At 54.4% G+C, this 18,263-nt stretch carries 21 protein-coding genes and 3 pseudogenes; 6 read left to right on the forward strand and 18 right to left on the reverse strand.

Annotation, left to right across the window (positions count from 1 at the left end):
• Positions 1 to 105 precede the first annotated feature (105 nt).
• From H3221_RS17810 to mreA, 4 genes are read right to left on the reverse strand one after another with little or no spacing between them, the layout of a single operon-like run.
• A complete protein-coding gene (locus H3221_RS17810; protein WP_112211765.1) occupies positions 106 to 831 on the reverse strand; it encodes a TraX family protein in 726 nt (241 codons plus the stop codon).
• Positions 819 to 1,259: a YqaA family protein gene (locus H3221_RS17815; RefSeq protein ID WP_017675699.1), complete on the reverse strand. Its 441-nt coding sequence runs from the start codon at positions 1,257 to 1,259 to the stop codon at positions 819 to 821. The genes H3221_RS17810 and H3221_RS17815 overlap by 13 nt, the downstream gene beginning before the upstream one ends.
• 3 nt (positions 1,260 to 1,262) lie before the next feature.
• A complete protein-coding gene (locus H3221_RS17820; RefSeq protein ID WP_017675698.1) occupies positions 1,263 to 2,387 on the reverse strand; it encodes a nickel/cobalt efflux transporter in 1,125 nt (374 codons plus the stop codon).
• Between the two features lie 9 nt (positions 2,388 to 2,396).
• Positions 2,397 to 2,684, reverse strand: a complete 288-nt coding sequence (gene mreA, locus H3221_RS17825) for a metal-sensing transcriptional repressor MreA (RefSeq protein ID WP_017675697.1) — start codon at positions 2,682 to 2,684, stop codon at positions 2,397 to 2,399.
• Positions 2,685 to 2,802: 118 nt separating this feature from the next.
• On the opposite strand from mreA, the gene H3221_RS17830 reads away from it, so the two are divergent.
• From H3221_RS17830 to H3221_RS17840, 3 genes are read left to right on the forward strand one after another with little or no spacing between them, the layout of a single operon-like run.
• Complete coding sequence (locus tag H3221_RS17830) at positions 2,803 to 3,162, forward strand: hypothetical protein (protein WP_017675696.1); 360 nt, start codon at positions 2,803 to 2,805, stop codon at positions 3,160 to 3,162.
• A 47-nt stretch (positions 3,163 to 3,209) separates the two neighbouring features.
• Positions 3,210 to 3,947 carry a HupE/UreJ family protein gene (locus H3221_RS17835; RefSeq protein WP_026088460.1) on the forward strand — a complete coding sequence of 246 codons (738 nt, stop codon included), beginning with the start codon at positions 3,210 to 3,212 and terminating at the stop codon, positions 3,945 to 3,947.
• A 12-nt stretch (positions 3,948 to 3,959) separates the two neighbouring features.
• Positions 3,960 to 4,622 carry a hypothetical protein gene (locus H3221_RS17840; RefSeq protein ID WP_017675694.1) on the forward strand — a complete coding sequence of 221 codons (663 nt, stop codon included), beginning with the start codon at positions 3,960 to 3,962 and terminating at the stop codon, positions 4,620 to 4,622.
• Positions 4,623 to 4,728: 106 nt separating this feature from the next.
• Here H3221_RS17840 and H3221_RS17845 read toward each other — a convergent pair.
• The 6 genes and pseudogenes from H3221_RS17845 to H3221_RS17865 form a co-directional block, all read right to left on the reverse strand.
• Positions 4,729 to 5,238 (reverse strand): annotated as a pseudogene (locus tag H3221_RS17845) (IS3 family transposase); the annotation flags it as partial.
• Between the two features lie 409 nt (positions 5,239 to 5,647).
• The gene (locus H3221_RS17850; protein WP_087920915.1) at positions 5,648 to 6,259 is read right to left on the reverse strand and encodes a DUF6088 family protein; all 612 of its coding nucleotides are present in this window, start codon (positions 6,257 to 6,259) and stop codon (positions 5,648 to 5,650) included.
• A 14-nt stretch (positions 6,260 to 6,273) separates the two neighbouring features.
• Positions 6,274 to 6,537, reverse strand: a complete 264-nt coding sequence (locus tag H3221_RS25685; RefSeq protein WP_082919345.1) for a BPSL0761 family protein — start codon at positions 6,535 to 6,537, stop codon at positions 6,274 to 6,276.
• Between the two features lie 120 nt (positions 6,538 to 6,657).
• Positions 6,658 to 6,960, reverse strand: coding sequence for a hypothetical protein (locus tag H3221_RS17855; protein ID WP_064495864.1), 303 nt, complete (start codon positions 6,958 to 6,960; stop codon positions 6,658 to 6,660).
• 90 nt (positions 6,961 to 7,050) lie between these two features.
• Positions 7,051 to 8,451, reverse strand: coding sequence for a DEAD/DEAH box helicase (locus H3221_RS17860; RefSeq protein ID WP_087920916.1), 1,401 nt, complete (start codon positions 8,449 to 8,451; stop codon positions 7,051 to 7,053).
• The gene (locus H3221_RS17865; protein WP_087920917.1) at positions 8,448 to 9,038 is read right to left on the reverse strand and encodes a hypothetical protein; all 591 of its coding nucleotides are present in this window, start codon (positions 9,036 to 9,038) and stop codon (positions 8,448 to 8,450) included. The genes H3221_RS17860 and H3221_RS17865 overlap by 4 nt, the downstream gene beginning before the upstream one ends.
• Positions 9,039 to 9,139: 101 nt before the next feature.
• Between H3221_RS17865 and H3221_RS17870 the strand changes: the two genes are divergently transcribed.
• Complete coding sequence (locus H3221_RS17870) at positions 9,140 to 9,361, forward strand: helix-turn-helix domain-containing protein (RefSeq protein ID WP_057386994.1); 222 nt, start codon at positions 9,140 to 9,142, stop codon at positions 9,359 to 9,361.
• Positions 9,362 to 9,378: 17 nt separating this feature from the next.
• Here H3221_RS17870 and H3221_RS25885 read toward each other — a convergent pair whose 3' ends face one another.
• From H3221_RS25885 to H3221_RS17895, 7 genes and pseudogenes are all read right to left on the reverse strand, one after another.
• The gene (locus H3221_RS25885) at positions 9,379 to 9,519 is read right to left on the reverse strand and encodes a hypothetical protein (RefSeq protein WP_228757739.1); all 141 of its coding nucleotides are present in this window, start codon (positions 9,517 to 9,519) and stop codon (positions 9,379 to 9,381) included.
• 12 nt (positions 9,520 to 9,531) lie between these two features.
• Positions 9,532 to 9,876 (reverse strand): hypothetical protein, encoded by a 345-nt coding sequence (locus H3221_RS25890; protein WP_228757740.1) that lies wholly within the window; start codon positions 9,874 to 9,876, stop codon positions 9,532 to 9,534.
• A gap of 4 nt (positions 9,877 to 9,880) precedes the next feature.
• Positions 9,881 to 10,402, reverse strand: a pseudogene (locus tag H3221_RS25895) (type I restriction endonuclease); the annotation flags it as partial.
• A 232-nt stretch (positions 10,403 to 10,634) separates the two neighbouring features.
• The gene (locus tag H3221_RS17880) at positions 10,635 to 11,921 is read right to left on the reverse strand and encodes a tyrosine-type recombinase/integrase (protein WP_196477051.1); all 1,287 of its coding nucleotides are present in this window, start codon (positions 11,919 to 11,921) and stop codon (positions 10,635 to 10,637) included.
• Positions 11,918 to 12,457 carry a hypothetical protein gene (locus H3221_RS17885; protein ID WP_196477050.1) on the reverse strand — a complete coding sequence of 180 codons (540 nt, stop codon included), beginning with the start codon at positions 12,455 to 12,457 and terminating at the stop codon, positions 11,918 to 11,920. The genes H3221_RS17880 and H3221_RS17885 overlap by 4 nt, the downstream gene beginning before the upstream one ends.
• Position 12,458: 1 nt before the next feature.
• The gene (locus H3221_RS17890; RefSeq protein ID WP_196477049.1) at positions 12,459 to 14,321 is read right to left on the reverse strand and encodes a hypothetical protein; all 1,863 of its coding nucleotides are present in this window, start codon (positions 14,319 to 14,321) and stop codon (positions 12,459 to 12,461) included.
• The gene (locus H3221_RS17895) at positions 14,314 to 15,942 is read right to left on the reverse strand and encodes a hypothetical protein (protein WP_196477048.1); all 1,629 of its coding nucleotides are present in this window, start codon (positions 15,940 to 15,942) and stop codon (positions 14,314 to 14,316) included. Before H3221_RS17895 ends, H3221_RS17890 begins: the two co-directional genes overlap by 8 nt.
• 266 nt (positions 15,943 to 16,208) lie before the next feature.
• On the opposite strand from H3221_RS17895, the pseudogene H3221_RS17900 reads away from it, so the two are divergent.
• Together H3221_RS17900 and recX are read left to right on the forward strand one after the other, a co-directional pair.
• Positions 16,209 to 16,760: pseudogene (locus H3221_RS17900) on the forward strand (recombinase RecA); the annotation flags it as partial.
• Between the two features lie 11 nt (positions 16,761 to 16,771).
• Positions 16,772 to 17,233, forward strand: coding sequence for a recombination regulator RecX (gene recX, locus H3221_RS17905; protein WP_196477046.1), 462 nt, complete (start codon positions 16,772 to 16,774; stop codon positions 17,231 to 17,233).
• A 13-nt stretch (positions 17,234 to 17,246) separates the two neighbouring features.
• On the opposite strand, the gene H3221_RS17910 is transcribed toward recX, so the two are convergent.
• Positions 17,247 to 18,128 carry a DUF6685 family protein gene (locus H3221_RS17910; protein ID WP_160019617.1) on the reverse strand — a complete coding sequence of 294 codons (882 nt, stop codon included), beginning with the start codon at positions 18,126 to 18,128 and terminating at the stop codon, positions 17,247 to 17,249.
• Positions 18,129 to 18,263 lie beyond the last annotated feature (135 nt).

An 18,263-nucleotide genomic window follows, 5' to 3' on the forward strand; every position in this document is an offset into this window, starting at 1 on the left:
CGCTCGCTCCTTGGTCCTGCTGTCCCCTCGTAGTGCTCCTTTGGTTTGCAGACAGCCCTTGGCGCCCTAGCAGACTGTGTGAAAACGCTCTGAACTGAACCCACGCTAGCTGAGCGTGCGGATCAGGTGCAGTGCTACTAGATGACTAGGGTAGAACCAGTAGCCCCAGCGCTTGACCGGCCAGATCCTGAAATGGCGCGTTCGGCGCAGTAGCCATAGCCCAATTAAGGGCGCAGCGAACGCTGTGGCCAGGATCAGCAACGTATAGGGCTGCAACTCCCACTCGGCGAGCCAGCGGTTGCGACTGTTGGCCAGTACGCAAAGTGAGGCAGGCAATAGCCACACAAGCCCAGGGCGCTGAATGGCCAGCAGCAACGCTGCCGGCAGCAGTGCGCCGAAAACGCCGTACATCAGGCTCTCTTGCATCAACACCGCGACAGTCACGCCGGCCAAAGCCAGGATCAAACCGTCGCGACCACGGTGATGTGCTCCCCAGGTGATAAGCAGGCCCAACAGCAGCGAAGGCATAACGTTGAGCGTGCTGCTGTCGTTAGAAAGCAGGCGATAGGGCAACTCCGAGATCACTGCAAACGCAGTCATCCAGCCCATGTAGCGAACGTTGTTATCGGAATACAGCTCACCTGTTTGCGAGCGCGCGACATTGGCGGCGATCCCCAGGCAGAACATTGGAAAGGCTAAGCGCCCAACGATGAACAACCATCCGTTGTCAGGCCAGATGTAGCGCAGGTGATCCAGCAGCATGGTCAGCATCGCCAGCCACTTGATCAGATCTAGGTTGGTGTCGCGCTTCTGCAGGCTCACCCAAACCACCCAAGCGTCATGGCAGCTAGTGCCAGATAGCGAGTGGTCTTAGCCAGCAGCACGATCAACAGAAAGCTCCAGAATGGTTCGCGCATAACACCGGCTACCACGGTAAGCGGATCACCAATGATCGGCACCCAGCTAAGCAGCAGTGACCAGCGACCGAAGCGGTGATAAGCCTGCTGGGCCTTTTTCAGTTTGCCTTCGCTGACGGGAAACCAGCGCTTGTGCCGGTAATGCTCGATGGAACGGCCCAGCAGCCAGTTCAGTGCCGAACCCAGCACATTGCCCGTGGTGGCCACTGCCAGCAGTGCCCAGGCCGCGTAGCGGTCGGTCAGCAGCAACCCGACCAGCACCGCCTCCGACTGCATGGGCAGCAGCGTGGCGGCACCGAAGGCGGCGAAGAACAGGCCGAAATAACCGGATAACTCCCACATCGGCTAGGCGTTCAGGCCGATCCAGCCGTGGAAGCCAACGTAAATCCCCACCCCAATGATCAGCAGGCTGGACAGGTAAGGGGCGCGACGCGCGACAGCACCGAGCCAGGGCCAGCGATTGGAGGCTTGCCGAGCGCCAATAGCGGCGGCGGCACCAACGGTGACCAGGGTGATGGCCAGACCAATGCTGAAACACAGCACCAGGACGGCACCCAGGGCGACTTCTTTCACTTGTAGGCAGAGCAACAGCACGGTGATCGCGGCCGGGCAGGGAATCAGCCCGCCTGTTAGGCCGAACAGGACGATCTGGCCGGTGGTGACATTGCGGTTGCTGAAGCGCTTGCGGATGTCGTTGGCATGCGCCCGCTCGTGGGCATCCTGATAGCCGTCCAGCGACAGCTCCAGCTCTTCCAGCTCGGAGTGCTCATGACCGTGGTCGTGCTCGCGGAACTCCAGGTCATAGTCGTGGGAATGTCCGGCATGGCCCAGACTCAGGCGCGCGGTGAATTCGTGGGGCTCGGGAATCACGTCGACTGACTCTAGGTAATCACCGCGGTCAACGAAGCAAAACTGCTGGGCCAGTCCATCGGGGCGAGTCGTCAGCAGGCTCACTTCGGCAGCCGGCCAGACATGGCCACTCAAGGTCTTCAGCCGCCAGCGCGGTGGAGTACTTTCCTCGAAGATCGATAGCTCGATACGCCCATGTCCGGTGTCGATGCGCTGCGTTTCATCGTGGTGGTGCTCGTGTTGATGCTCATCACCTTCCTCGAAGCGCCACATCTGCTCGCCACGCCAGGTGCGCCAGAGCATCCACAGGGCGATAGTGATAATGATGGCGGCGGACGCGAGCTGGAAATACGGCTCGGTAGTTTCGGCATCCAAATTCTGCCCTAGGTACATGCCGCCCATGGCCACCAGCCAGACTACAGCGGTGTGCGAAAGCGTTGCGGCAAGGCCTAGCAGAATGGCCTGCTTCACCGTGCCACGAATGGCCACGATAAACGCCGCCATCATGGTTTTCGAATGCCCAGGCTCAAGGCCATGCAAGGCACCCAGTAATATGGCACTAGGGAAGTACAGCCAGGCCTGCGAGGCCCCCTGTTGCAGCAGTTCGGCGAAACTCGACATGGGAGGGGCCTAGAGGTACTTGGTGATTTGCTTGAAGTCTTCGAGTGATGCGCGCTCGCCTATCGCAAGTGCTTCGACCGTATGTTCCAGGCAGTGGTCGATATGGTCTTGGATAAGCACACGCTTGGCCTGGCAGACGGCTTTTTCCACGGCATGCAGCTGCTGGGCGATGTCGACGCAGGCCCGGCTTTCTTCGATCATGGTGACGATGCTGCGCAGGTGGCCCTCCGCTCTTTTCAACCTTTTGATGATGTCGCCATGACTTTGGTGCTGGTGGCCGTGTTCGTGATCGCTCATGCCTTGAGTCTCGTGCGTCGATGAATTACGCTCGCATGCTATCCCCCAGGGGGGGATATGGTCAAACCGACCAACCCTCCAGAAAAGCCACCCGCTTAGGCATCGAAAGAACCACAACATGCTCAGCAATCCCATCAGCACCAAGGTGATTTTTGCGCTTGCTCTCGCCATCTTGATGGCCTGGGCCGGGCATACCTCTGCGCTGTTTATGGGGTCGAGCCAGCCTGCCTTGGGTGGCAATGACGGTGCTCATTCGCATGCGCATGGTGACGAGACGCTGGCCTGTGCGGCGTACGGGGATCACTGCCACTCGCCGCTGACCGCCGACCATCTGCATGAAACACCACACCTGACCGCACGGCTGAGCATCAGCACGCTGCCAGAACGTGCGCAGCCGATACCAGCCCCTCATTACTCCATTCCTCCAAGCCCGATCTTCCTGATCGAGCGGCCACCGCGCGCCACATTCGTGATCTGACACAGGCCGCTGTGCGGCCCAAGACCACTGCAATTTAGGACTCAACTATGCATTCGCTATCTATGGGCGCAATGGACGCAGCTGCTGTGCGTCCGAATCGTTCGCTACTACTGTTGCTGTTGTTCACGGCATTGCTGTTTCTCGGCATGCCTGACGCACTGGCCCACGCTGTTGCCGAGGGCGACAAGGGCTTTATCCAGGAAAGCTCCGGGGTGATGTTACTGCCGTTCATCTACATGGGCGCTAAGCACATGATGACCGGGTACGACCACCTGCTGTTCCTCTTCGGGGTGATCTTCTTTCTCTACCGCCTGAAGGACGTGGGGCTCTACGTCACCCTGTTCGCCGTGGGTCATTCGGTCACCCTGCTGCTGGGTGTGCTGACTGAAATCAGCATCAGCTCTTACGTGATCGACGCCATCATCGGCTTCTCGGTGGTGTACAAGGCGCTCGATAATCTCGGGGCATTCCAGCGCTGGTTCGGTTATCAGCCCAATACCAAGGCAGCTACGCTGATTTTTGGCTTACTGCACGGCTTTGGTCTGGCCACCAAGATTCAGGAATACGAGATCTCGGCAGATGGCCTGATCGCCAACCTGATTGCCTTCAACGTCGGCGTCGAAATCGGCCAGCTCCTGGCCTTGAGCGCCATCCTGATTGTCATGGGCTACTGGCGGCGCACCGCCAGCTTCTGGCGTCATGCCTACACCGCCAACGTCGCCATGATGAGCGCCGGTTTCCTCTTGATGGGTTACCAGCTCACCGGCCTGATCGTCTCTCAGTAAGGAATTCTCAGCATGTTCAATACCCAGCTTCCGACCCAAAGCGAATTGCCTACCAGCCACCAACTGCTGCGCTCCACTGTGATCGCCGTGGGTGTTGCCGCAGCCTTACTGGTCACCGTGGTGATGCCTTCGGAGTACGCCATCGACCCAACGGGCGTTGGTCGCGTACTCGGCCTGACCCAGATGGGCGAAATGAAGATAACCCTGGCCGAAGAAGCGGCAGCGGATGCAGCGGTTCAGCCAGCTGCGGCTCCAGTCGCTCAAGCTCCCGCGCCTGTTCAGCCGGTAGTGCAAGAGCCTGTTGCAGCAGCACCTGTGGCCGAACCCGTAGCTGAGCCTGAGCCAGCCCTGAAGTCAGATGAAGTGACCGTCACGCTGAAGCCGGGCGAGGCCAGTGAAATCAAACTGGAGATGCTGGACAAGGCCACGGTCAGCTACGAGTGGACGACCAATGGTGTTCCGGTCAACCACGACACCCATGGCGAACCCTACAACGGCCCAAAGGGCTACTACCACAGCTATAGCAAGGGTAAGCAGATCAAGGGCGACAAGGGTGAATTCACCGCCATCTTCGACGGTACACACGGCTGGTTCTGGCGCAACCGCAGCAACCGCGACGTGACCATCACGCTGAAGACCAAGGGCGATTACCTGAGCGTTAAACGCGTGATTTAAGACAGATAAGCCCCTTCGTCATATGGCGGAGGGGCTCACCTGAACATTCAGAGCTATAGCTCCTGTGGTTAGTAACTCTTTCGTTTACCCCGTCGACGCATCAACCAATAGAAACATACTGCACGCCGCGGTCGCTGTGATGGATGAGGCCACCTTGATCGACCGGGCGGCGGGCATACAAGGCCTGCTCCAGCGCATCGAGAACGAAGTCGGTACGGGCCGAACTGGAGACCCGCCAGCCAACGATCCGTCGGGCGAACACGTCGATGACGAAGGCCACATAGACGAAGCCCTGCCAGGTACTGACGTAGGTGAAGTCCGATACCCAGAGCGCGTTTGGCCGCTCGGCGCGGAACTGGCGATTGACCTTGTCCAGCGGGCACGGAGTCGCCTTGTCGCTGACGGTGGTCTTGACCGGTTTGCCGCGTACGACGCCTTTGAGCCCCAGCCGACGCATCAGTCGCTCCACCGTACAGCGCGCCGCTACCACGCCTTCACGCCTGAGTTGGCGCCAGACCTTGCGCGCACCGTAGACGTGGAAGTTTTCGTCCCAGACCCGCTGGATATGCGTGCTCAACACATCGTCACGTCGTGCTCGTCGAGAGCGCCGCTCGGGGTACGGGGACGAGGTCGTAGAGTGTGCCTTCGAATGCAAAGGAGGATTTTTCAGTAGCCTGGTTTACACCTACGTCTTGGGGACGATCGAGATCGATGGCGACGAAATTCGCATCAGTCCCAGTGGCGTTACCTCCAAAACTGGATCGGAAGCCACGCCTTGGCTAACCCGCAAAGGGGACAAGGTCGAGTTGACGATGGACGGCCCGCACGTATTTAAAGGCCGTCCGCTTGAGCGCAAAGGGAACAAGCATTACGTGTGATGGCGATAGCCCGGTGCCCAGGCGTTCGCCGTGCACCGGGCTCGTGCCACTTGACCCTCCAAGGGGACTGGTCGGTAGGGAGATCGCCGGGATCGTTGACGACAATGCCCCCATGCGCGGGCAACTGATCGTAAGGCAGCGATTCCGCTATTTCACACCTTCAACCTTCAACACCGTGCTCATCCATTTCGGTAGTTTGCAGGTCATCAATGTGGCTAGGTCTTCCGGTCTGAGCCTTTTCTTGATCGCTGTAATGCATTCCGGAGTTGAGCCGCCTTTACCGAGATAAAACAGTGCACTGATAGCCACCCCTACCTCGGTCCCGGCATGCTGCATGACCATTGGTGCCGCATGTACCAGCCGGATCTCAGCTTTCCCTATAAATACTGATCGGCTGGCCCCACTGGTGTAATAGATCGGAATGAGCGGCATCTGGGTACTGAGGCCAAATTTCCTGACTGCATTGGCCCCATGGATCTGCAGAGACAAACGCTTCTGCCTGGTAATCAGGCTAAGCAATGTCCACGGATTGGGGCGAGCCCTGGCAATGTAACGTCCGGGTTTCGGGCGCATATAAATCCCGCGATACACCCGTTCGAGCTCGCCGCGGTTGACCAGTCGAGCTATTGCTTTGGATACGGCGTTTTTCGTTCCAAACCCTGTGAAACGGCTGATGCTGAACGGCTGCCCTTTAGGTAGGCGCTTGACCCGTTGCGCAACCTGGACAGATACCGACTGGGCTTTATCAGTGCTGAGCATCGTGGCGTTCCCGCCTATAGCGTGAAGTCTAGCGACGAACTGAAAAGCGGCTGATGGAACGCAATTACCCTTCGCCGATATTCATCATCTTGAGGGCCGTTTACCAGGCATTCTTCGAGGCGCCCCAGCGAGAAAACTTGGTCAGCGGACGGGTAGTGCCTGAGCAGGCTTTTCGCATAGCTGCGAATGTCATCAGGTAGTTCGGTGTTACGAGAGAGGTCGCGGAGAAAAGCTTCGGTCTTGACAACACTCCGGGTTCTTTCATGTGGAAGGGTCAAAGTGGCTACCTCCTTATTCAGTTATTCCAACCTACGAGACCAGAACGGGCAAGTCGCGCGCTTACCCCTCATTTGCCCGCGATTCGACGTGGTGCGGCTGATGGATTTTCAATCCTACAATCAGCTCTTTCCCCAGTAGTTGTCTTTGCTGACCAGACCAAAATCTTCGGAAGCCAATGGCTGATCATCACCGAACATACCATTGACCATGCGCTCCCGACGCAACCCACTCAGCACCCTGAAAAAGCAGGGCTCACAGAGATGCACCCGGTAGTGCTCCCCATCATGCTGGGAGCCATATCCCCATTGGGCTTCAAGCTTGCCGTATTGGGGACCATAGCCGGGAATACGCGTGCCAGAGCGGCACACGTCGCAGATCACACCCTCAACGACATCGACCAATGCCTGCGACTTAATCTCCATGCACACCTCACGATTACGTTCCACACGACGCCGGCCGGTTATGGATTCATGAACACCAACATCATTGGATCAGCCTCGACTGGCTGAGCATCAAAAACAAGCCAGTAGCTGCTGCCGATAATGCTGGGAAAAGCTGACCTGGTAAGCGGGCTCAATTGCATAGCCACCCAGCGAAATGATGTTCGTAGGCTGCGATCCAATACCCGGTTCTGCACTACCTAACCCCGCACCGTCGAAACCTGCGACATGACCCAAAGTGCCCATCGGCTCAGACCTGGAGCCTGGAGTAAAACCAGGCATCTGCACATCGCTCAAAACTGCCAGGTCATCAGGCAAGTCATCCGCAATTCGCTCCGCAAAGCCCTGAAGCGTCGGTTCCGCCAACATGAATAGCCATGCCTGGTCGTCGGACTCACCTGTGCGCCGCAGCACTCGCCCCAGCACTTGCCGGTAATGCAGTTCGGTGCGGATACGGCTGAGATAGCAGCACACTTGCAGGCGGGGAATGTCGGTGCCTTCGCTGATCATTCCGACGGCCACAATCCAGCGGCAGGCGCTGCACCGGAATGCATTGATCACCTGCTGCGCATCCGGGGTTTTGTTGGTCACGATGCGGCACTCTTCACCCATTGCTTCTAGAGCCAGTGCCACTTGCTGGGCGTGTTCGATGTCTGTGGCCACCACCAAACCAGCGGCATCAGGTTTGATCTGACGTAACTCGTTCAGCTTGCTGCAGCCAAGATCGAGGATTGGATTGATCACCTCGTCATGACGCAGAAGTTCCTCATAGGTGACAGGTGACTCCCCTAAAAGCTTGGCGATGCTGGGAAATAGCCTCACGGAGCTATCCGCGCCAAGCTCTTCCGTAAGTTTCACCTTCTGATTGTCGAGCAACACAATGCGAGGTGATCGGCACACGTCGTCGGCAATGGCATCTTTTAAGCCATAACGGTAATCACAGATCAAATGCCCCTCGGGCGAAGAGTAGCGAGCCAATGCGATGGCCTTGTCGTCCGAACGCCAGGGCGTGCCAGACAGAGCCAACGTGAAGGCAGCCCGATCCTGTATCCGATGCAGTATCTGCTGCCCCCAGGCATTGCTGAGCAGCGGATCGTGGCCGGCGCAATGGTGGATCTCATCGAAGACCACGAACACCCGGTAGTCATCAAGAAGCTGCCAGAATCCCTCATCACGGTATTCCATAGCCTGATAGGTATAAGCCGCGCCCACGGCACCTATCTGGCCGTCGAGACGCCTGCCTAGAACAGCAGCAAAGGTCGAACGAAAACCCTCCACGACCTGGCAGGACGGCGCAAAGCACAGCACCAAATCGATTCTGTCCTGTTCAAGCAGTCGGCTGGCCAGCTCTGCAGCCATGCGCGTCTTTCCGGCTCCCGGCGTTGCCTGGCAGAAGAAGTGCGACGTGACGGTAAAGTGCTCCAACGCCCTGGTGATGCAGCTGTTCTGCCAGTTCCGTAGCGAGCTGCTCATCGTGGTGCAGCGAGTGTTTTGAGAGTTTTTTCGATGGCGCGCAGATGCCCCAAGAGGCGAGAGCTGCGATCCCTGGCCTCCAGGTAATCGCCTTCAACCTTGTCCCGCAAATGCGGCATCTCGTCCAGAAGCAGTTTGAATCGCTCTGCCTCGCCCATTGAAGTGAGAAAGTCCAAGCGGATTTCCTTGTGGAGCGCCTCCAACTGCAAATCCGTATTGGCTGACGACTTAAGCGGCAAAGCTTCCACGTCGCGTTCTGCCGTGTCTGGTTCGGGCACACCGGCAGCCATAAGGCTGTTCTCAAAACTGTTGTCGATCAGTTCCAGTTGCAGATGTACCGGAATCGGCTGCAGGTGGTAGACCTGCCCTCGAACACGACGATCCTCGTCCGGCAGAACCCAGCCCGCGCGCACTAGTCGACGAATCTGCTCATACACATAACGGCGCACATCGGCGATACGGAAATGTGTGCCGCTCAAGCGAGCGGCATAAGCATCGCGCAGTTCACGGGTCGTAAACGTTGTACGCCCTGGCTCCTGAAGCAGCTCATACAGACGCCTGTCGAAGATAAACGAGGCCGATTTCATTGAGACACCAGAAGAGTTAGCGCGAAAATGCGGATTATAATCCGTGGCCCGTGCGTCCGCAAACGCACGATAGTGCCGCCTCAAGTTGAATTGAGACGGTCATGGATAAGTTGGCGAAAGCGTTAGGGGAACGCATCCGAATGCAGAGGAAGACCTGCCGGATTTCCCAGGACGCATTGGCGCTGGCGTGCAGTCTCGACCGCAGTTATGTAGGTCGCATCGAGCGTGGCGAGGTCAACATCACCGTTGAGAAGCTCTACCGTATCGCAGGCGAACTCGCCTGTGACCCTTCAAGCCTTCTGCCACAGCCGTCTGAAATCTAACCCGAGCACGTATACGTTCAGACAGCCGCACCGCTATTACCTTGCCCCAGCCCGCCTGCTGCCGTCAGCATCTTCAGAATCACCAACGCAAACGCCCGGCTCTTGGTCTCGTTATCCAGCACGGTGTCGAGCACACGCTTGGGGAACAGGCCATGCATCACTTGCTCGACCTAGTGGTTGCTGACCGGAGCCATGACATCTTCCTGGCGGCTGATGCGATTGGCGATGCCGGTGAAGAACTGCAGCTGATCCTCATCGCTCACTTCGGTACCGAAGATATCGTTCAGCGCCTCGATGATTTCCGATAGCCGCTTCTTCTCCGGGTCATGGGCCTTGCCGCTGCTCAGCGCGCTGGCCGGGTTGAGGCCATATTCGCCGCCCTCTTCGTGCATGCGCAGCTGATGTTCGGCGCGCTTGGTCAGGCGGTAGTGGGTTAGTTGCAGTTCGCCCACGTCCACGTCTTCCTGATCGAGGTGATCCACGCGCAGCAGGGGGTACAGGTGTTTTGCATACACGCACACCGCCGTCGAGGCTGCCGAGGTTGAACGGAAGGAAGAAGGTCTCCTTGCCGGCCAGCTTGATGGTCATTGCTACTTCATCCTGGCTCACGGCAAAGTGCACCAGCGCGCCACGTTTGAAGGTCAGTAGCGGCTCCGACTTGCGCGTCAGCGGGTCTTTAACCGGGCGGTCGTAGCGGTACTGGCGCTTGGCGTTTTCTACGCTTTGCTTGAACTAGCTTTTCAGCGCCAGTGTGGCGGCGGTGATGCCGTTGACGAACAGCACCAGATCGAGGCGCGGGTTGTAACTCCCCCTCACGGTAATACGGCGAGTAAGACACCTCCTGCACAACGCGCAGGCGGTTGCACTGGTAGCGCTTGAGGGGGGCGAGTTCATACTGTGGTCGGGCTTGAAACTGCACGCCTCGATCTTCACCCTCGGCAGCTTGAAGCCATGGCGCAGTACATCCAGGGTACCGTCCTGCTTCAGCTCGCGCACCAGTTTCTGCACCAGCATGGCGTCCGGGTTGTTGGGGTTGGCCTTGGTGCTACTGGAGTAGGTAAGACCTAGCTGGCCTGTGCTATTGAAAACAAGGCTTGTCGGCTGGGCTATACGACAACCTATCGAACAGCTACTCAAAACGCCACCGCTTCACAGGTGACCGAATAGCGCTGTGGCATGCAGTAGGCGGTCGAGCTGAGCCTTAACTTGCAAGAGTGTAACTAGGGTCGCTAGGTATCTGGGGACTGATCAGGAGAATAGCAAGAATAGCATCTCAAGGAAACTTGGCTTTTATCAATGCCGTTATTGCCGCGAGCTTCTCATCAGAGGACCTGTCGTCAGTTGCATCGACAATGCTTTGGATCGTTTGGAGGGTCGTGGACGCATTTGGTTCTGCTTTTAGGAAGTCTTGTATTTCAGCATCTTGTGTGAGGTGAATATAAGTAGAGAGTGTGCTCTTGGATGCATGGTATGAGTCCTTGCGAGCGATGGCCATCGCTACATCTAGAATATTGGCTTTCGATATTTTTGAAAGCGTACTGATGTTCTTGGCGACTAATATGGTGAAGTACCGGTGGCGGAAATTATGATAGGAGATACCTTTGAGGAGTTCTGCGTGTCTTGAAGCCTTGATGACTACGTTGTAATAGGAGTTAAAGGTGCTTCGTGCCAGAGGATATCCAGTATTTTCGCTAACGAATATCCTGTCATGAAGCTCGCTGTGAGGATGGTTGGAGCGAGTGAGCAGAACGAATTTGTAGATTTCTTGAAGCTCGGTCCTCGGTATTAGTACCTGGCGTAAGCAACCCTTGTATTTGCCTTTTAAAACGGGGATGTTTATTACAGGGCCGTTATTTTTATAGGCATTAATAATGGAGCTTGCTGGGATATTAATAGTTTCTTCTATTCGGCTGCCTGTGTGTTCAAGTAGTGTGGCAAGGACGTACCATCTATCAATTAGATACTGGTTGGGTGTGTAGTCATGAATTGCTTCATGCCATGCGTTCAGTTCATTATTGCGGATGAAGCTTGTCGGCTCGGTCGGAGTATCCCTTAACTCGTCTATGCAGGGGTGGGTTAAAAAACGCAGTGGCGTCCGTCTGTTAAGTCTGTAGAAATTCTCTGTAGCATTAATTTGAAAGTCATGTGCGCTAGGGTCAGTGGTAAGTAGATTGTGGAATTTATTTTCTTTTTGCGTGTGCTCTAACAGAGCTAATATGCGTCGTACAATTTTCTTGATCGTGGTCGAGTTTGCCGTTCTAGAATGTTTTTTGTGCTTGACGAAGTCGTATAGGGTTTCGTCAGTGACATCAAGAATGGTTAACTTGTTGCGTTCTATGTATTCCTGGAAGACGTTTAGAGTATCAGCATGGCTGAACACTGTTTTAATTGCTGGCCGGACCCCATAGCTGTTGGCACCACCGCCGATACTCGTAAGGTAGCTATTGAGCTCCCAGCAAAAATTTCCACGGGAGTCAAAAAGTATTGGAAGAGGCGGAGGTGTGGTGTGGCCGTGATTAAAAAGGAAGTCAAGACGCGGAGCTTTTGCTACATGTATCATGGTTTCACCAAGGTGAGATGAGCTCTATCAAGTGCCAGGGTGTGGCTTTTCAAGACTTGCTGATATCTGAGGTCCTGGCGAGTGTGTTCGTCCACTCTAGCAACCAGTTGCATATACGCCCTGTAGACTTCACCTAATGTATTTGTGAGGTAGTCGACTTGATTTTTTAGAGTGGAGATTTCTTCTTGCTGTGAGCGCTGGGTTATTCGCTTTTGAGGTGGAAGGGTTTGTGTGGCGGGTGTGAGGTTGTTGTATGTTTCTAAGGCGGCTGCTAGTTGATCTGAGTATTCAGTGTTGTAGGGTTCTCGCGATGTATTATAAGAGCACGAAGTAACTCCAAGGTCGGCGTCTGACCAATTAAGGGCGGACTTGAAAGGTATGCCTCTTTTGCTCTTAAGTGCGTCCAGGGAAGGAAGTCTTTGACGGTCTTCGATTGCTTTTCTAATCAGCAATATTTTGGTGATCAGGCTTTGTGTTTTGGCTTGCTTCTCCTGAAGCTTGGCTGCTGAAGTTTCACCCTTTGAATAACGGCTCATATTATTTACTCGCGTACACAAAGATTTTTTTGTTGTTGATTATTTGGAGTCTTATTTCGCGATGGTTTGCCAGTTCCTGAAGGTGTTCAGATAATAAGGCGTGGTCGCCAAGTTTGATTTCAAGCTCACACTCGGCAAAATTTTCCTGCAGATCTTCGTCGACTAATACGTTTTTGCCTACATGCCCCTCCAAGTAGTCTATTAAGAATTCTAAGGTTTCTCGCTCCCAGCCGGGCTGGTTCGCGATGTTGGCGTAGTAAAGCGTCACGCTAGGTTCAATATGCCCCATCATCCAGCGCAATGGTTCAATTTCTGTACCGCCGCTTAGGTAGAAGAAAAAGGCGGCGAAGAAACGCCTGAACTGATGAGGTCGTGCATACCATCTGGTTTCGCCTATCTTAGGTACTTGAATCCAATCGGAGTATTGATCCAGTTTTTTTAGTAGAGTCATTTCACTGCGATCTTTTCCTTTGAATGAGCCGGAGGGCCAGATGGAGGTCATGCCTGGGTGGCGATCCTCCATAAACGCTATGTACTCGTTAATGAAGTCCCAAATGACTTTAGGTATTGGGCGCTTTATAATCTCAAGCTCATGGCTGTTACTGGCTTTCGGGATTTTAAGCTTCAGATCCCACAGGCCATCCAGTTTCGAAACTGTAAGGCAGTCAGCGTCGAGCAAGGCGGTACTCAATACTCGGCAAGCTGAAAAAGTATGAATAAGGATGCGTGTTGTGATAGCGTAAAAATCAATTAGTTCGTCAGTGGAGATGTGATCGCGCATAATCGAGTTGCAATAAATGCCACCTCTGTTGCTGCCGCATTTACCATATGTTTTAATGTTTAGGTGTTGTAGTGTCTTGGGGATTGGTACAGCCTCAAAGGTTTGCTTCTTGAAAATGTGCACATTTGATCTGATTGTGCTTGCGGCATATTTCTCTATAATTTCTCTGTTGTAATAGTTGTCCAGTTGCTTTATATAGGCTCGGATATGTGGCGCATAATTGCGATGAAAAACAATCGCATTGCTGATGTAGTGGAATGCAATATTTGTAGGCATCAGTGGGGTTTGGTTTTTCTCGACAAATCTGCCGGTCATACTGTTAAGTACATCCGAGATGTCGTGCACTCCAACCTTAAAGGGGTGAAATTGATATTCTTTAGTGGAGTGTAGGTAGGTTAAGTTAGTGCATTTGTTTTGGATTGTGGAGATACTGAGTGTGTCCTCTTCATTCTCTTCATTTGCTGAATGCGTACAGGTGAATTCCCGACAGATGTCAGACCTGTTGTTTTTAAGTTTTTGGATTAAAATCTTTTGTGTTATGGGTGGTATGTGCATTCCTGAAATGTAGGATGCAATGTTTTCGCGGCCTCTTGGAGTAGGCCCTAACTGCGTGTCGAGATTGAGGACATTTATGCCCATGAACGTGAGGTCGTGAGCTTCTAGGAAGGTCTTTATGTCTTCCAGGGTGATATCGGCTAGGGTGACGATTTTAGGGGGCTGATTTAAGCGGTGTTTGGCTTCATACACATGGTCGGCAATTTCAAAGGCCGTTCTAACAAAGTCGACTAATGCGCGCGGTCGTTTTGACTTTGAGCTTTCGATGAGGGCTATCGCTGATGATTGTAAATCTCTGACAAATAAATTCCATATCAGATCTGATGTGGATGACCCATCAAATAGCTGGTAGTCAAAGCTAAGCTTTACATAGCGACTGCTGTTCGGATCTTCCGAAGCTGTAACCTTGGTGCCGGTGCGAGGAAGATACCACTTCATATTTGAGGAGTTGGGGTGGATCCAACTAGGAAGGATCGCTTGGGAAGTTGCTGTAGATGGAGAGCTATTCTTGATCTTTTCATTATTCATTTGCGTGTACCTCAAGAAGCTCAAAGTTCATTGGTTTCGGAGTAGCGTCCGCCAGTAGCTTGATCATCTTTCGACTGCCTTCGTCTTGGATTTTTGTGATGATTTTCTTGCAAGTCGAGATGAGCTCTTGTTCTGTCCCATATGTCGCGTAAGAGACTATCAACTCAATTGCTTCTGGTGAGCAAAGGAAACAGAATACTTGACCTGGGTTGTGGGTTGTCGTGTGGCGGCTGTTGGTTCTTAAAAATTTCACAGCCTCGATCAACTGCATCTTGGCACACTCGTAATTATTATTCTTAATGCGGGGGGAGGGGGCTGAGATATCTTCCGCTATTAGTAATTGAATTTTTTGATGGTCACGTATTCTCTTTCGGTAAACAAATTCTTGAATTGAAGGTGGGATGTAGTTTCTCAGGGCTGTTAACAGGGAATTTCCTAGGTAAATGGTCGTTTCCAAGGTGTCTCCACCACTCTCAATCCATTTCAGCAGTCCCCGTGAAACCCTAATTTTAGGCATGGTTGGTTCAGCTTCAGCTACCCATGAGGGCAGCGAATCAATGATTGCTTTGAAAGTGTTTTTACGTTTCGTGTCTAAGATACGGTAGAGGTGTTCATCCCCTTGGCGAGTGGGGCTAGAACCATCCATGACGAAAAGATAGTTGGAGTTCAAGGCTTTGGAGTGCTGGGCTCTCATTTGCAATAGCATCCATAGCGCAGTATGGGCGTCTATACTTTCTGCATCGATTTTAATCTCGTCCGTAGCTTTTGGTGCGTGGCGCTCAATTAATTTGTTAGCCCTAGGTTTAAGGGTGGTGATAGTGATGCCGCCATCCTCTCGGATGGTGACAAATTGACCATCTTTTGTTTTCTTGACTTGGGCATTTGCTAAGTCGAAAACATTTATTCCGAGTTCGTCAATAATGATGCACATGGCCGCCACAGCAAATTCTTCGGTAATTCCCAGGTAGGATTTTACTTTCGTGGTAGACCAGGAATAAATGTGGTGCGCGCCAGGGAAAGATTTGCGTGTAAATAGACCGTCTTGTTCTGTGGCTAAGTAAGCAACAGAGTTACCGAAGCCATTTGGGTGTGATGGAGAGAAAAAACTTATATGCTGGCCAGAGCCAAATCCTCTCAGGTTAGGATCTAGGTTATCCTTCGTGAGTCGGATGGCAGCCACATCGCTTCTGTGAATCATGTCTGGAGCTTTCAAAAACCTGGCATAACCCTCTGCCACAATGCGTTTGCATTTGGAGAGAATGACAGCCCTATGTTTTTTGATTTGTTGAGCAATCTCGTTTAGAGCGTCTTCCATTGAAGTCGCTTGAACGGCATGTTCCAAGGTCAGATAGCCAAGAATGTTGCATTCTTTTTCTGAGAATACGTCTGTCGAATTCGGGACTGGTAGGATCAGCGCATTGCTAGGCAGCTTTTTGGCTTTTTGAAGCCTGTTCAAGTAATAACGAACGACGGTGTAGTCAGAGATGACGGTGACTTCTTTGACTGGCTTGCCTGTAATTTTGGATATTGCACTGCGTCGATGAGAGAGAAATTGACGGCAGGCATTGGTGATTGCCACAGGCTTCCGATACCACTCTGGATTAAGCTCGTGAGCGATCATGAAAAAAACGCGGATGAGGGGGGCCCTGCGCTTGGGAGGATGCTTCTCTACCCAGGTTAGGATGTCCTCAGGGCAGCAGGTCCTGATACTATCGACAAAATTTTCCCGCATCCTGCTCATCGCTTTCCTACCTGAAATTGGTTCAGATAGACAGTGTAGACAGGGATAGTGCTTCCGTAAGGGTGAAAGGTATGAACAGTATGGCTTTGCAGCGCGTTGGTTTCTCAGGCACCAGCCTATGTGAACCCCTGCCCGTACTGCTTCCTTTGCAGGCGCGCCTGATGAGCCAGGCGCTGCGCAAGATCACCGGTAACATCAAGAACGCCAACTGCCTGGTGATCTTCATCAACCAGATTCGCATGAAGATCGGCGTGATGTTCGGTAGCCCGGAAACCACCACCGGTGGTAACGCGCTGAAGTTCTATGCCTCGGTCCGCCTGGACATCCGTCGTACCGGCGCGGTGAAGGAAGGCGAAGAGGTCGTGGGTAGCGAAACCCGCGTGAAGATCGTCAAGAACAAGGTCGCGCCACCGTTCCGTCAGGCCGAGTTCCAGATTCTCTATGGCAAGGGCATCTACCGTAATGGCGAGATCATCGATCTCGGCGTGCAACAGGGCCTGGTCGAGAAGTCGGGTGCCTGGTACAGCTACAAGGGCAACAAGATTGGTCAGGGCAAGGCCAATGCGGCCAAGTACCTGGAAGACAACCAGGAAGTGGCGCGCGAGATCGAAGGTCTGATTCGCGAGAAACTGCTGGTCAGCAGCGCTCCTGCCAAGGCACCGGCTGCCGATCTGGCTGATGCTGAAGTCGACTTCTAAGTCTTCATAGCATGACCGTCGTACTGGATAACCCGCTCGCCGTCAGGCGAGCGGCCATGGATCTGTTGGCGCGACGTGAACATGGACGTGTCGAGCTTGCGCGCAAGCTGCGCAAGCGTGGCGCCCCCGAAGACATGATCGACGCGGCCTTGCAGCAGCTGTCAGAGGAGGGCTTGCTGTCCGAGGCCCGCTATCTGGAAAGCTTCGTCGCTTATCGGGCGCGTGCTGGTTACGGTCCGCTGCGTATTCGCGAGGAGCTTGGCCAGCGTGGACTCGCGCGTGGCGATGTCGATCAGGCGCTGCGTGAGAGTGGGATCGACTGGTTCGAGCAGTTGCGTGAAACCTGGCAGCGCAAGTTTGCCAGTCGGCTTCCGAGTGATGCTCGTGAGCGTGCTCAACAAGGCCGGTTCCTGGCCTATCGTGGTTATTCGCTGGATATGATTGGGCGACTGTTGCGCGGTTGCGACGAATAGCTCGTCAGTCTGCTCAGGCTGGCTGGACGGCTAGCTGGCGTAGATGGCTCGGCACGTCTGGTGCGCCGGCCAGGCGCAATCCTTCGCCAAGCGCAGTTGCTTGCTGATGCTCTTTGGGCAGGAGGAGGAACTCTGGGGTGCCGGCTTTCTTCAGCAGCGACAGGCGTGCATAGGGGATGCCGTTGTCCAGCAGCAGCCCCATGAAGCTGGGATCGCTCCAGGCCGCTTCTGGCATGGCCAGTACGTGATAGCGCTTTTGCAGGTTATCCAGGCCCGCTTCATTCAAGCGATAGCGAACCAGATTGGCTGGTAGCAGCACTTCCAGTTCGCGCCTGCGCGCATAGGCGATGGCTCCAGCGAAGGCTTCGCCGTGCATCTCTCCTGACCAGAAGGTGCGCGAGCCGCGCCAGTTGGCCTGACGTAGCTCGATTGGCTCACCGGCGAGAAAGCGCGGCAACGCTTGCCCGGTGGTTTTAACGAAATCCTTGTAGCTGATAATGCGCACCTGCTTGCAGTGTTCGCTCGCCGCGTAGTCTTCGAAGCTCGCGTAGCCTGGCGCCGGACAACGGCAGGCGAAGCCATCGATCAGGCGCAGATCGAACGACTGCAGTTGCTGCGTTTGGGCTTCCACTACCTGAGTCAGTGCTGAATGTGCGTGGGCTTTGTCTTCTTGCACCGGGCCGGAAAGTGCGCCGCGAGGCAGGTTGAGCAGAAGCTGCAATTGCGGGCCGTCGTGCCAGCCAATGCTTTCGACCGCTGCAGGCAACGGTTTGAATGGCAGGCGCAGGGCACTGGCCCTGGCGAATATCTGCCGTGAGCTGCGGCCGAGCAGGCCCATTCGCTGGGCCAGAGCGGCCAGGCGGCTACTGAGGGTTGAGGATTCGGACAGGCTCATGGCCGGCAGATCGCTCCTGAAGCGTCTGCTGCAGTGTGGCAGACGCGGATGGCTATTGCCCATATAGCGTAGCGCGGCGCGGGAGTGCCTGTCGCGTTGCAGGTCTGTGGCAAAATAGCCGCATTCATTTGCGAG

The organism is Pseudomonas chaetocerotis (assembly GCF_015712105.2).
GTDB lineage: Bacteria > Pseudomonadota > Gammaproteobacteria > Pseudomonadales > Pseudomonadaceae > Aquipseudomonas > Aquipseudomonas chaetocerotis.

Coding starts and splice junctions, on each gene's coding strand:
- H3221_RS17815 (WP_017675699.1), bottom strand. CDS start 1,259: ATGTGGGAGTTATCCGGTTATTTCGGCCTGTTCTTCGCCGCCTTCGGT.
- H3221_RS17820 (WP_017675698.1), bottom strand. CDS start 2,387: ATGTCGAGTTTCGCCGAACTGCTGCAACAGGGGGCCTCGCAGGCCTGG.
- mreA (WP_017675697.1), bottom strand. CDS start 2,684: ATGAGCGATCACGAACACGGCCACCAGCACCAAAGTCATGGCGACATC.
- H3221_RS17830 (WP_017675696.1), top strand. CDS start 2,803: ATGCTCAGCAATCCCATCAGCACCAAGGTGATTTTTGCGCTTGCTCTC.
- H3221_RS17835 (WP_026088460.1), top strand. CDS start 3,210: ATGCATTCGCTATCTATGGGCGCAATGGACGCAGCTGCTGTGCGTCCG.
- H3221_RS17840 (WP_017675694.1), top strand. CDS start 3,960: ATGTTCAATACCCAGCTTCCGACCCAAAGCGAATTGCCTACCAGCCAC.
- H3221_RS17850 (WP_087920915.1), bottom strand. CDS start 6,259: ATGCTCAGCACTGATAAAGCCCAGTCGGTATCTGTCCAGGTTGCGCAA.
- H3221_RS17855 (WP_064495864.1), bottom strand. CDS start 6,960: ATGGAGATTAAGTCGCAGGCATTGGTCGATGTCGTTGAGGGTGTGATC.
- H3221_RS17860 (WP_087920916.1), bottom strand. CDS start 8,451: ATGAGCAGCTCGCTACGGAACTGGCAGAACAGCTGCATCACCAGGGCG.
- H3221_RS17865 (WP_087920917.1), bottom strand. CDS start 9,038: ATGAAATCGGCCTCGTTTATCTTCGACAGGCGTCTGTATGAGCTGCTT.
- H3221_RS17870 (WP_057386994.1), top strand. CDS start 9,140: ATGGATAAGTTGGCGAAAGCGTTAGGGGAACGCATCCGAATGCAGAGG.
- H3221_RS25885 (WP_228757739.1), bottom strand. CDS start 9,519: ATGCATGGCCTGTTCCCCAAGCGTGTGCTCGACACCGTGCTGGATAAC.
- H3221_RS17880 (WP_196477051.1), bottom strand. CDS start 11,921: ATGATACATGTAGCAAAAGCTCCGCGTCTTGACTTCCTTTTTAATCAC.
- H3221_RS17885 (WP_196477050.1), bottom strand. CDS start 12,457: ATGAGCCGTTATTCAAAGGGTGAAACTTCAGCAGCCAAGCTTCAGGAG.
- H3221_RS17890 (WP_196477049.1), bottom strand. CDS start 14,321: ATGAATAATGAAAAGATCAAGAATAGCTCTCCATCTACAGCAACTTCC.
- H3221_RS17895 (WP_196477048.1), bottom strand. CDS start 15,942: ATGATCGCTCACGAGCTTAATCCAGAGTGGTATCGGAAGCCTGTGGCA.
- recX (WP_196477046.1), top strand. CDS start 16,772: ATGACCGTCGTACTGGATAACCCGCTCGCCGTCAGGCGAGCGGCCATG.
- H3221_RS17910 (WP_160019617.1), bottom strand. CDS start 18,128: ATGAGCCTGTCCGAATCCTCAACCCTCAGTAGCCGCCTGGCCGCTCTG.